Raw genomic sequence first — 10,791 nt, forward strand, 5'->3', positions numbered from 1 at the left:
GATTGCCTATGAACGAGCAGCAGGTAAACGAACTAACGGCGGCACTGAAAGCGCTGGCAACGTCTCAACTGAAACAGGCAGAAGCGATAAACCGCTTGGTTCTGGCTGATGAAACACTGATATCTCTGATTGCAAAAACGCTCGTTGATGAAATTGATGATGAGCTACCACCGCAGACCTATCTTGATGGTAAGCCGAGGTAATCGTGGAGTTTGCTAAACTGCGTCACCGTATCACTATTCAGCGACGAACAGGCGTCCAGTCACCAACCACAGGGGCAATGGAATATACCTGGAACAACCTGGCAGATGTTTATGCCAGCGTGGTTTCTTCATCAGTCCGTGACTTCATTACAGCTCAAGCCGCTAACGTAAAAGTTACTGCCAGAATCACCATTCGTTTTCGGGATGATATTCAGGAGAAAGACCGCATCCTCTTCCGTGGAAAAATATACAGCGTTGAAGGGATCTTACCTGACCCGAATAGCGGACTTGAATACCTGACACTTCCATGTTCTGAGGGGGTTAAAGATGGCTGACAGCATTGAGTTTAAGCTTGAAGGTGTAGATTCACTGCTTGGTAAGTTAGAAGCCATTACTACGGAAACCAAACGGAAAACAGGGCGTTCGGCACTGAGAAAAGCGGGAAACGTTATCGTAACCCAGATAAAGAGAAACGCAGAACGACTCGACGATCCACACACTGCCCGTAGCATTGCTGATAATGCCGCGCTGCGCTGGAATGGTCGAATGTTCAAACAAACAGGTGATCTTGCCTTCAGAATAGGTATTCTTCAGGGCGCTGTACTTAAAAAGCATCCGAATACGGCAAAAGATGCACCTACCCCTCACTGGCGTCTTCTGGAATTTGGCACTGAAAAGATGGCCGCAAAACCTCTGGTTCGTGCTGCAGCTAATGCTCGACTGATTGAGGTTTTCAACACCTTCTCTGTGAATTATGAGGCGGGGATTGACCGAGCTATCAAACGAGCACAGAAGAAAGGAGAGACCGCATGATTGCTCCCATTTTTCCTGTTTGTGCGGCGAGTCCGGCAGTGACTGCTCTACTTGGAAGCAACCCTGTCAGAATTTACCCTTTCGGCATTCAGGATGATGACGTTGTTTATCCATACGCCGTCTGGCAGAACATCAGCGGCTCTCCTGAAAATTTCCTCAACCAACGACCAGATGCGGACATGTATTCGCTTCAGGTTGATATCTATGCCGATACTCCTGATGAGGCTATTGCTGTCGCTAAAGCCATGTGTAATGCGATTGAGGTAAAAGCCAACATTGTTCGATGGGGAAATCAAACACGAGACCCTGAAACGCTCAGGTATCGATATTCTTTCGACGTTGACTGGATAGTCAACCGATAACAAACCTTCCACAACCGGCCTTGAGCCGGTTTTTTTATACCCGGAGATAATTATGTCAGTAGTGACTCAAGGCACTCAGATGTACATGCTGAATAACGGTGTGGTACAGGAAATAGAATGCATCACTTCTTTTTCACCTGGCAGTAGCCCAGCAGATCAGATTGAAGATACATGTCTGAGTGAAACCAACACACGTTCCTACAAAAAAGGGTTGCGCACCCCAGGGCAGGCAACGGTTGCACTTAACGCTGACCCTGCAAACGCCAGTCACGTAATGCTGAGCAATCTTGCTGAATCAAACGACCAGACAAACCTGACCTTTGCTATCGGCTGGGCTGATGGTACTGAAGAACCTACTGCGGCTACTTCTGGCACTCCTGACGCAGTGGACGGCCTTTCTCTTCCTGACACTCGTACTTGGTATGTGTTCCAGGGCTATGTGTCCGATTTTCCCTTCGATTTTCAGGCCAATACAGTAGTTCAGACTTCCGCGACTATTCAGCGTTCCGGTCAGGGTGTTTGGGTTCCTAAAGCACAGCCAACCAGTTAATCGTAATCAGGTATTAACTTGCGGGGGAAACCCCGCAATACGAGAGGAAAGAAATGAAACTGAATCTTGATTCATTAAAAAAGGCTGGGGCATTCACAGGTCGTCCTGTAGAGAAAGAAATTAAATGGAAAGGTGCTGACGGGGAAGAACACATTGCCACAACCTATGTTCGCCCTCTGGGTTATCACACTGCTACGTCTGACGTCCTCGCCGGGCTAGGCAAGATTGATGGCGTTGCTGGACGTATTGCAGCTTCAATCTGTGACGAAGACGGGCATCAGGTGTTTAACGTAGCTGATGTAACAGGTGAGGCTGATCCGGAGCGTGGCGCACTGGATGGGAATCTTACAGTGGCTTTGCTGGTGGCCATTCAGGAAGTTAACGATCTGGGAAAGACGGACTCAGCGCAGAAGACGAAATCTGGTGCGAACTAGTCATCAACGGGATTGGTGGTCGTACCATTTCAGAAGCTCAGGAATGCCTTAGCTTCCTTGAGTTCCAGCAGTGGGTTCAGTATCGTCAAAAGTACGGAAGCCTGAACCCTATGATGCGAACTGAATGGGGCGCAGCGTTGATTTCTTCTGTGCTGGCTAATGTTAATCGCGGTACAAACACACCGGCATTCAGCGTTGCTGATTTCGCCCCTCACATTGCAGCGGTAGAGCGCGTAGCCGCTAACGAACCAATCAGCCTGCAGGAAGCGATGAGGACGTGGACATAGTAGCAAATTTTGATGCTAAGCTTTTGCCTGATATTATCGAAGAGTTAATTCAAAAGGAAATTAATTTATGAATAAGATAATATTAGGTGCTTTAATCTCTATTTCGGTTTTCACGTGCACGTCGATTGCTGAAACAAAAACATATGATAAGGATATAGAATTAGTCTGCAATAATGATGGTAGCGAGAAAAGTATGCTTTGCGTACAGTACGTTAAAAATCTAATATCAACTGCTATTGATCAAGGTAAAATTTCATATTTGTGTGACGAGTGGAGCAAAAAAGGCCATGATGTCACTAAAGAACAAAGATGTATTGACGCAAAGCAATTTGAGTCATATTTCAACAAAAAGTAATTATCAGTTTTTCTGAAAAGCTCGCTTAGCGGGCTTTTTTTATTTGGAGATCAATATGGCTGGAAAATCACTAGGTACATTGACTATTGATCTTATTGCTAAAGTTGGTGGTTTTGTATCTGGACTCAGCCAGGCGGAAAGGGCTTCACAGAAATGGCGTAAACAAGTTCAAGGCGATGCTAAGGCAGCAGCTATTGCATTTACTGGCTTTGCTACAGCGGCAAGTGCTGCTGCGCTTAGTGTGGGGGTGGCAGGGTATAATCTCCTTAAAAACACCTCTAAACAGATTACTGAGTCTGATCGCTGGGCAAAATCACTTAACATGTCTACTCAGTCATTATTGTCTTGGCAGTATGCAGCGCAAAAAGCTGGCGTATCTGGCGATCAGATGGCTGATATTTTTAAAGATATTGGCGATAAGATTGGTGATGCAGTTCTGAATAAATCAGGTGAGGCTGTTGACGCTCTTGATGCTCTTGGATTGTCGGCAAAAAAACTATCAGGCGAGTCACCAGATAAACAACTTTTAGCGATCAGCGATGCACTTTCAAAGATAAAAACAAACGCTGAAAAAACGACTATTCTTGAAAGTCTTGGTAATGATTTATCAAAGCTTCTCCCTCTACTTGATCAGGGGGGAGAAAAATTACAGAAATATCTTAAGGCTGCTAAAGATTTTGGTGTTGCACCTGACGATTCCGATATAGAAAGCTTGGTTAAAGTTAATTCAATCTTTGAGGATATGGAAACCCAAGTGAATGGGGTTAAGATCGAATTGGCTACAGGATTAGCAAAGGTTGACCTTTCGAACCTACAAAAATCAATCAGTGATATGGGGGATGTGTTTAAAGACCCTGAAGTTATCAAAGGCATAACCGACCTTGTCGGCGGTGTTGTCGATCTCGCAACTTGGCTTGTGAAGGTTGGTTCTGAGGCTGGCAAACTGATTGATCTCTATAAAGGAGGTAGCCCTGTTGGTGATAATGCATCAGCCGGAGAGGTTGAGCGTAGGATAAGAAATCTAACAGCAGATCTTGAAGATGAGGGTTTTGCTGCAAATGTTAACAGAATTGGAATGGATATAGAGGGAAAAAGGGCAGAAAGAGAACAATTAAGACGCCGCCTTTCAATTTTAGAAACTGCAAATAATCTACCTCTTACTCCAGCTAGAGTGGGTAATTCTTCATCAACTAAGACGGGTTATGGGCTTGGAAAAGATGAATCAAACGGGAAATTAAAAACTGATTTTTCAGCAAAAAAACTTGAATCAGCTTTTAAATCAATGGAGACAAGTTACCTCCGCCAGATTGCTCTCATCGACACCACTGGAAAGAAAAGCGCAGAGGTTACTGAACAGCAAAAACTACAATTTGATATCGCTGACGGCAAGCTAACTGGACTTAATGAAACACAGAAGCAACGCCTTGAACAACTGGCTACAGAGGTTGATCGCCTAAATTCCGTAAAAAGGGCGAACGAGGAAAATCTAAAACTGGCTGAATACGTTTCGAACCTTCAACGTGAAAATGCGAATTCAGCGGCTTCTCTTGATGCAGATGTCATTGGCGCAGGACTTGGTGATAAATCCCGCGAAAGGATGCGTGAGCAACTCAGTATTGAACGCGAATTTCTGGAGAAGCGAGAGGATTTGCAACGGCGCTATCAGAGCGGAGATATTCGTAGCCAGGAGGATTATGACCGCTATAACCAGGAACTGGACAAAGCGCTTGCTGAGCGACTCGATAAATACCGTTCTCATTATGACCAACTGGATGAGTTACAGGGAAACTGGCTGGCAGGGGCTCAGAATGGTCTGGCTAACTGGGTAGATACTTCCAGCGATTATTACACTCAGGTGTCAGATTTAGTCGGTAACACCCTTGATGGCCTGGTGGATAACATGGCTGATGCCCTTAGTGGTAATAAAGCTGACTGGGCCAGTTGGGCGAACAGTGTGTTGAATGAGCTGCAGAAAGTCTTGCTCAGGGCAATTATGGTCAACACGCTTAAATCGGCTGGTGATAGCGGCTGGTTTGGTTCACTAGGTGGGATGTTTGGTAGTTCAGTAGCTGGTGCAGCATCCGCTGGCGGTGCAACACCGTCCGGAGCTTATACTGGTGCGGCATCTCAATTGAAATTCGCTAAGGGCGGCGTAATGGACTCCCCTGATCTGAGTCGTTTCCGTAATGGCGTCGTGAACAGCCCGACGATGTTTGCATTTGCAAAAGGTGCAGGTCTGATGGGAGAGGCTGGTCCGGAAGCTATTATGCCCCTGACGCGTACTGCTGACGGTAATCTCGGCGTTCGTATGGTGGATGACACAGTTTCTTCTGTTGGCGGTGGCGGGGCTCAGCTCCAGCAAACTATTCAGCAGCATTTCTCTATTTCCGGGAACGGAGACGCCGCACTGAAGCAGGCTATGCAGGAAGCTGCGCGACAGGGAGCTAACGACGGTGCGAAACAGGCCAGGCGGGATATTTTGAATGATTTTTCAAATCGCGGCCAGGCGCGGCGCTTACTTGGTGTGTAATGCATTATTAATATTCATTAAGCCGAAAGGCGGGAGAAAGTTATGACTTTAGAACAACGAGTTGAGTCACTTGAATTTAAAGTAGGGTTTCCGAAAGAAAAAGGAGTAAGAATTTCTTTCGGAGAAAATTTGACGATGTCATCTACGCAGCGCATTGGCAGTAACGTGTCAGTGAAAATTGGCAAAGAAAACGTCGCTACCATTCAGTACAGCGAAGACTTAACGCCAGAATTTACGCTGGAAGGGTACAATCAGCGGGCAAAAGAATATGCTCAAAATGTTATCGCGAAGATTATTGAAGCGGCCCAGAAACAGACCGCTGAATTAAAAGTAGCATTTCACTCATCACAATTTGGCATTATGAATTAAATGCGAAATTGTTCGAGTTGTTTTGCTAGGTCGTTCATTGCTGGATTATTAAGTTGCCTTAATTCTTTCAGAAAAGCTTCTCTCATTGGGTCTTGTAACTTTTGAAAAATAAGGCCAACAGCAACCTTTAGTGCAACAATTTCAGCGCCAAGAGACTCAAGGTTACTTGTGTTAGCACTAATTTCCAGCTTTTCAATAAACTTTATTGGTTGATCCATTTTCTAATTCCTTGTCAGAGGTAATCAGCCATCCCTCCCTTTTTTAGTGCGCCAGTGTCCCACCACTGACGGGCTGAATAACAACCATAACCAGGTATGTAAACCAGTAACATCCTGATAAATGATCAGTAGCGCTGCTGTGCGCAGAATAATGCAGGAGAATCTATGGCTGTACTCGAATGGCCGGAAGATGTCTGTCCCGCGTCGCTGACCTGGCGACCTGAGAGTAATACCAAAACCTTTCGTTCCCCGTTCAATGGATCATCACAAACCGCACGCTTCCCCGGTACCCGCTGGGTATGTTCCCTTACCTTTAATAACCTGACGGACGAAAAATCCAGACGTATTGATGCACTGGTGGCTTCGCTTGATGGCGAGTATGGCAGGGTAAAAGTCCGCGACTGGGGCAGAAGTGGCAGAATATCAGCGGGCTTGCCTGTTGTTGATGGCGCTAATCAGACCGGCACCCAGCTTCAGAGTAAGGGCTGGACGCCGGGAACAGTGGTGCTCAGACAGGGAGATTACTTTACTGTTAATGACGAGCTGAAGATGGTCACAGTTGATGTGACGAGTACTGCGAACGGTACCGCAATGATTGCATTTGCGCCTATGTTGCGTAGCTCGCCACCGGCTAATGCTGCCATTGAAGTTGCGAAACCTTACGGTATTTTCAAACTGAAAGATAACCAGCAGGGGGCCGGTAACCGCGTTCCGGGTGTTTTTACCAGTTACACGCTGGAGCTTGAGGAGGCATTTTAATGCTGTATTCCCCCTTTTCTGATTCGATGGTGGACTGGTTATCCCGCGACAGGGTGACGGTTGCGATCGCCGCTAATATTCAGTTTGAATCCGGTACCGTCTATGTGCATTCCGGTACCGGGACACTGGTTCTCGGCGGTTATGTCTATTACGGTATGGGGCGCATGGGTTCTGTTGATGATGCCAGCGAAACCAGCACGACCAGCCCGACGCAGGTCAAAATGACTCTTTCTGGCCTGGATATGGCCCTCTTTGCCACCACGCTTAATGAACGCTGTGTGGGCAGAAATGCCGAAATCTATCTTGTGGCCATGGATGATAACGGTGTTGTCCAGGTTGCCGATCTCCTGTTTAAAGGGCGGGTATCCAGTACGGGGGCGACCGCTGGCGGGACGAACGCCCTGCAGTACACCATCAGTAATATTTTTGAAGACTGGCAGCGTCCTTTCCCCGATCGTTATACCGATGAATCGCAGCAGGCTGCTTATCCCGGCGACCGCATATTCCGGTATGTGGCGCAGATGTCTGAACGTTCGATTTACTGGGGCAGTAAAAAAGATGCACCAGGATTTACCTATAAGTGAGGAAGCATGAAGCATCCGGACTGGCATAACAGATTAATCACCGTAATAAGGGCCGCTGAAAAGCGGCCTTTTTTATGGGGCAGTCATGACTGCTGCCTGTTCGCGGCTGACTGCGCTCAGGCCATGTGCGGCGAGGATTTTGCGGCAGGCTGGCGCGGAACCTACGACAGCGAGCATGGTGCTAAAAAGGCGATATTGCGCGGTGGCGGTTCGCTTGAAAAGGTGCTGGCCCGTTATCTCGATGAAGTGCCGGTGAAGCTGGCGCAGCGAGGGGATATTGCCGTGGTTGAAAATGCCGGGGCGCGGTGTGCCGGGGTGGTGTATTCCGGCGTGGTATGGGTTCCTGGCGAAACTGGTCTTGTCAGTCTGCGGGTTAAACCGCTGAGTGTCTGGAGGGTGCGTTAATGCCTGCTGCTGTTCCTATTGTTGCCACCATTGCCGCAGGTGTGGCGGCGGCAAATGAAATGTATGCCATTGCGATGGTTATCACCGTCGCCGCACAGATTGCCACTCAGGCACTGACCAAGACCCCGTCGCTGAATTCTTACCGTGATACGTCTGAACGCAAACAGGTTCTGCGTGCAGCGGCCAGCGCCAAAACAGTTGTTTATGGTCGTTCGACATCAGCAGGCACTCTGTTCTTTTCTGAAGAGCAGGCTGGTGAACAGGATGATGGTGAAATGCTGCATCTGGCCATTGCCCTGGCAGGACATCCGTTATCCGGGGTAGAGACGATCTGGCTGGGTGATGAGCCTATCAGTAGCTATCCTGAGCATGCCTTTTTCGAGCTGCACACCAACCGCCAGACGGCGGACCCCTACATGCTGGAAAACTGCCCGTCATGGAAAGAAGACATGATCGGTAAAGGACTCACCTGGCTGCGCGTATCCCTTAAATTCAATGCTGAAAAATTCCCGGCAGGCATCCCTAACATCAAGGTCGAAAAACAGGGGCGGGCTATTTATGACCCCCGCACCGGGTTGACGGGTTACAGCAACAATGCGGCGCTGGTTATCCTGGACTATTACCGCAATTACCTGAAAGTACCTGATACCGATATTCTCTGGGACCAGTTTAAGGAAGCGGCGAACATCTGTGATGAGGATGTGATTACTGGCAGCAATACCGTTGAGAAGCGCTACACGATTAACGGTGAGTTCGATCTCAGTGAAAACAAAGTCAGTATTCTGGAGGGGATGCTGGCGGCATGCGCCGGGGATGTAACGTACACTGCGGGAAAACATGGCCTCCTGGTCGGGGCTTATTATGGTCCTGCGACAGAGGTGATCACTGAGAGCCAGTTGGCCGGTGATATCGAAATTATGCCGGAAGTCTCCCAGGCGGAACGCGTTAACACTATCAAGGGGACGTTTGTCGATCCGCAGCAGGGGTACACCGAAGCAGATTTCCCCTCTGTGTCAGTCAGTGAATGGGTGACGGAAGACGGGGTAGAAATATCGCAGGATATGAAGCTGCGATTTGTGACCTCTGAATTTCAGGCCCAGCGTCTGGCAGACGTGAAGTTAAAGCGCACTCGCATCGCCAGGACGATGAACGTAACGTTAAATCTGAGCGGATACCGTTACCGCCCGGGAATGTATGTGAAGGTGAATTTCCCGTCTATCGGTATCGTTAATGTTGAAATGCGGGTAACTGACTGGAAGTTCGGCGTTCAGAATGGCGTACAACTGACACTGAAGCAGGAAACAGCAGATGTCTGGGGCGATGCCATCGGTAAACCGATCGAGCGACCGCCGTTTACTCAGTTGCCATCAGGCGGCGTGGCGCAGCCGCAGAACCTGAAATACACCGTAGAGGAAATTGGTCAGGTCGTACAGGGTATTTTGTCCTGGCAGAATATCGGGCAGGTGGTCTACAACAAAGTGATCATTCGTCGCAATGGTCAAATGGTGATGTCCGTCCAGGTTCCGGGAACGTTCACGCGTCTTACCGGGTTACCAAAAAATACCTACACAGCCCACGTTATTGCCGTAAACCAGATGGGGGCAGAGTCGCCGGAAGGGTATCTTGAATTCAGTATTGAAGCCCCGCCAGCACCTTCCCATGTTGATATTGAGCAGGGCTTCTTTGCCGTCACTCTGATCCCGCGTCTGGCGGCAATTACCAGTGTTTCCACACAGTTTGATTTCTGGACGTCAGGAGAAACGAAGCTGCCTGATGCCTCAACAGCCACCGTGGAAGCGAATGCCAGCCGTGAAGGGATGGGAACCACCTGGACCAGCAATCAGCTACAGGTTGGACATACCTATTACTGGTATATCAGGACAATTAACGCCTTCGGTGCATCCGGTTTTGTCGAAGTACCTGCGCTGTGCTCTATGGACACTGGCAGTCTCATAGACCTCATTGATGATGCGGTACAGAAATCAGATGCGTTCCAGAACGTTAAGGCCGGTGTCGATACGAACCTGGAAGGCATTATGGAAAATGCGCTGGCAAATCATGGCACTGTTGAGCGTCAGTGGGTGCAATACGGTGAGGTTCGCGCTGACATTCTGGTCGTAAAAACTACGGTGGCCACCGCCGAGCAGGGGCTCGCTGACCTGTCCACCTATGTTCAGGCATCAATCGGACCAGAAGGCAGTCTGACGGCTGCGGTTAACCAGAAACTTACCGCCGAAGTAAATATTGATGGAACGGCAAAAGCTTCTTATGTCACTAATCTCGGCATTGTCAGGAATGGAGTGAAATACAGCACCGGGTTCGGTATGTCGATTGAGCCATCGGGGAACAGCTATAAATCCACAGTGGTTTTTGCTGCTGACCAGTTTGGTATTTATTCCGGAAGTGATCCGGGAAATTACACTGCTGCATTTTTTGTCTATAACGGGCAAGTATTTATCCGTGATGCGCTAATTCAGGACGGGAGTATTACTAATGCCAAAATTGGCAACTATATCCGGTCCACATCTTTCGTTCCTGGTCCTTCTGGTGCTGGGTGGAATGTCGATAAAAACGGAGACTGTGAATTTCATGGGCAGTTTTACGCAAACAGTGGCCAGTTTGCATTTAACGGTACGAATAACACAGTCGTTATCAACGGTAATGGTGTGACCGTCAATTTATCTGGTGGTGGACGGGTTGTTGTCGGGAGGTGGTCATAATGCCGGAAGGTATTCTGATTGATTACAACGATGGCCGTCCGGTGATGGCAATTACTGCGGGGCTTCGCGCCCCCAGTTTTTGTACATCGTTCTCGGGATGGTCATCCCAGTTCATGCAATATCCGGTCAATACACCGCTTGTTCCTGGTTCACAGGCTATCGTGGTGCCAACCAATCCCATTTACATCTATTCCTTTGCTGA

At 48.3% G+C, this 10,791-nt stretch carries 16 protein-coding genes; 15 read left to right on the forward strand and 1 reads right to left on the reverse strand.

Annotation, left to right across the window (positions count from 1 at the left end; all coding sequences use genetic code 11):
* Window positions 1-8 precede the first annotated feature (8 nt).
* The 10 genes from OGV77_RS01950 to OGV77_RS01995 all read left to right on the forward strand — a co-directional run bounded on the left by OGV77_RS01950 (window position 9) and on the right by OGV77_RS01995 (window position 5,903).
* The gene (locus OGV77_RS01950) at window positions 9-203 is read left to right on the forward strand and encodes a hypothetical protein (protein ID WP_286502576.1); all 195 of its coding nucleotides are present in this window, start codon (window positions 9-11) and stop codon (window positions 201-203) included.
* 2 nt (window positions 204-205) lie between these two features.
* Window positions 206-538 carry a phage head closure protein gene (locus OGV77_RS01955; protein WP_048231622.1) on the forward strand — a complete coding sequence of 111 codons (333 nt, stop codon included), beginning with the start codon at window positions 206-208 and terminating at the stop codon, window positions 536-538.
* Complete coding sequence (locus tag OGV77_RS01960; RefSeq protein ID WP_286502577.1) at window positions 531-1,016, forward strand: HK97-gp10 family putative phage morphogenesis protein; 486 nt, start codon at window positions 531-533, stop codon at window positions 1,014-1,016. Before OGV77_RS01955 ends, OGV77_RS01960 begins: the two co-directional genes overlap by 8 nt.
* Complete coding sequence (locus OGV77_RS01965; protein WP_286502578.1) at window positions 1,013-1,378, forward strand: DUF3168 domain-containing protein; 366 nt, start codon at window positions 1,013-1,015, stop codon at window positions 1,376-1,378. Before OGV77_RS01960 ends, OGV77_RS01965 begins: the two co-directional genes overlap by 4 nt.
* Window positions 1,379-1,430: 52 nt before the next feature.
* Window positions 1,431-1,928: a phage tail tube protein gene (locus OGV77_RS01970; protein ID WP_286502579.1), complete on the forward strand. Its 498-nt coding sequence runs from the start codon at window positions 1,431-1,433 to the stop codon at window positions 1,926-1,928.
* A gap of 53 nt (window positions 1,929-1,981) precedes the next feature.
* Window positions 1,982-2,362: a phage tail assembly chaperone family protein, TAC gene (locus OGV77_RS01975; protein ID WP_286502580.1), complete on the forward strand. Its 381-nt coding sequence runs from the start codon at window positions 1,982-1,984 to the stop codon at window positions 2,360-2,362.
* 110 nt (window positions 2,363-2,472) lie between these two features.
* A complete protein-coding gene (locus OGV77_RS01980; protein WP_286502581.1) occupies window positions 2,473-2,649 on the forward strand; it encodes a phage tail assembly protein T in 177 nt (58 codons plus the stop codon).
* A 67-nt stretch (window positions 2,650-2,716) separates the two neighbouring features.
* The gene (locus OGV77_RS01985; protein WP_286502582.1) at window positions 2,717-3,004 is read left to right on the forward strand and encodes a hypothetical protein; all 288 of its coding nucleotides are present in this window, start codon (window positions 2,717-2,719) and stop codon (window positions 3,002-3,004) included.
* A 55-nt stretch (window positions 3,005-3,059) separates the two neighbouring features.
* The gene (locus tag OGV77_RS01990; protein ID WP_286502584.1) at window positions 3,060-5,534 is read left to right on the forward strand and encodes a phage tail tape measure protein; all 2,475 of its coding nucleotides are present in this window, start codon (window positions 3,060-3,062) and stop codon (window positions 5,532-5,534) included.
* Between the two features lie 42 nt (window positions 5,535-5,576).
* Window positions 5,577-5,903 (forward strand): hypothetical protein, encoded by a 327-nt coding sequence (locus tag OGV77_RS01995; RefSeq protein WP_181626118.1) that lies wholly within the window; start codon window positions 5,577-5,579, stop codon window positions 5,901-5,903.
* Here OGV77_RS01995 and OGV77_RS02000 read toward each other — a convergent pair.
* Entirely contained in the window at window positions 5,900-6,121 is a 222-nt protein-coding gene (locus OGV77_RS02000) for a hypothetical protein (RefSeq protein WP_137346294.1), read from the reverse strand. The genes OGV77_RS01995 and OGV77_RS02000 overlap by 4 nt on opposite strands.
* A gap of 165 nt (window positions 6,122-6,286) precedes the next feature.
* Between OGV77_RS02000 and OGV77_RS02005 the strand changes: the two genes are divergently transcribed.
* The 5 genes from OGV77_RS02005 to OGV77_RS02025 all read left to right on the forward strand — a co-directional run.
* Window positions 6,287-6,880: a hypothetical protein gene (locus OGV77_RS02005; protein WP_286502585.1), complete on the forward strand. Its 594-nt coding sequence runs from the start codon at window positions 6,287-6,289 to the stop codon at window positions 6,878-6,880.
* Window positions 6,880-7,464, forward strand: coding sequence for a hypothetical protein (locus tag OGV77_RS02010; RefSeq protein ID WP_048217931.1), 585 nt, complete (start codon window positions 6,880-6,882; stop codon window positions 7,462-7,464). The genes OGV77_RS02005 and OGV77_RS02010 overlap by 1 nt, the downstream gene beginning before the upstream one ends.
* Before the next feature lie 6 nt (window positions 7,465-7,470).
* Window positions 7,471-7,869 carry a DUF6950 family protein gene (locus tag OGV77_RS02015; RefSeq protein WP_016150471.1) on the forward strand — a complete coding sequence of 133 codons (399 nt, stop codon included), beginning with the start codon at window positions 7,471-7,473 and terminating at the stop codon, window positions 7,867-7,869.
* Window positions 7,869-10,589 (forward strand): phage tail tip fiber protein, encoded by a 2,721-nt coding sequence (locus OGV77_RS02020; RefSeq protein ID WP_286502586.1) that lies wholly within the window; start codon window positions 7,869-7,871, stop codon window positions 10,587-10,589. The genes OGV77_RS02015 and OGV77_RS02020 overlap by 1 nt, the downstream gene beginning before the upstream one ends.
* The coding region (locus tag OGV77_RS02025; RefSeq protein WP_286502587.1) for a DUF6453 family protein at window positions 10,589-10,791 on the forward strand (203 nt) is incomplete at its 3' end. The genes OGV77_RS02020 and OGV77_RS02025, both read left to right, overlap by 1 nt.

It is taken from the genome of Citrobacter sp. Ce129 (assembly GCF_030334545.1).
Lineage (GTDB): Bacteria > Pseudomonadota > Gammaproteobacteria > Enterobacterales > Enterobacteriaceae > Citrobacter > Citrobacter europaeus.

Coding starts and splice junctions, on each gene's coding strand:
- OGV77_RS01950 (WP_286502576.1), top strand. CDS start 9: ATGAACGAGCAGCAGGTAAACGAACTAACGGCGGCACTGAAAGCGCTG.
- OGV77_RS01960 (WP_286502577.1), top strand. CDS start 531: ATGGCTGACAGCATTGAGTTTAAGCTTGAAGGTGTAGATTCACTGCTT.
- OGV77_RS01965 (WP_286502578.1), top strand. CDS start 1,013: ATGATTGCTCCCATTTTTCCTGTTTGTGCGGCGAGTCCGGCAGTGACT.
- OGV77_RS01970 (WP_286502579.1), top strand. CDS start 1,431: ATGTCAGTAGTGACTCAAGGCACTCAGATGTACATGCTGAATAACGGT.
- OGV77_RS01975 (WP_286502580.1), top strand. CDS start 1,982: ATGAAACTGAATCTTGATTCATTAAAAAAGGCTGGGGCATTCACAGGT.
- OGV77_RS01980 (WP_286502581.1), top strand. CDS start 2,473: ATGATGCGAACTGAATGGGGCGCAGCGTTGATTTCTTCTGTGCTGGCT.
- OGV77_RS01985 (WP_286502582.1), top strand. CDS start 2,717: ATGAATAAGATAATATTAGGTGCTTTAATCTCTATTTCGGTTTTCACG.
- OGV77_RS01990 (WP_286502584.1), top strand. CDS start 3,060: ATGGCTGGAAAATCACTAGGTACATTGACTATTGATCTTATTGCTAAA.
- OGV77_RS01995 (WP_181626118.1), top strand. CDS start 5,577: ATGACTTTAGAACAACGAGTTGAGTCACTTGAATTTAAAGTAGGGTTT.
- OGV77_RS02000 (WP_137346294.1), bottom strand. CDS start 6,121: ATGGATCAACCAATAAAGTTTATTGAAAAGCTGGAAATTAGTGCTAAC.
- OGV77_RS02005 (WP_286502585.1), top strand. CDS start 6,287: ATGGCTGTACTCGAATGGCCGGAAGATGTCTGTCCCGCGTCGCTGACC.
- OGV77_RS02010 (WP_048217931.1), top strand. CDS start 6,880: ATGCTGTATTCCCCCTTTTCTGATTCGATGGTGGACTGGTTATCCCGC.
- OGV77_RS02015 (WP_016150471.1), top strand. CDS start 7,471: ATGAAGCATCCGGACTGGCATAACAGATTAATCACCGTAATAAGGGCC.
- OGV77_RS02020 (WP_286502586.1), top strand. CDS start 7,869: ATGCCTGCTGCTGTTCCTATTGTTGCCACCATTGCCGCAGGTGTGGCG.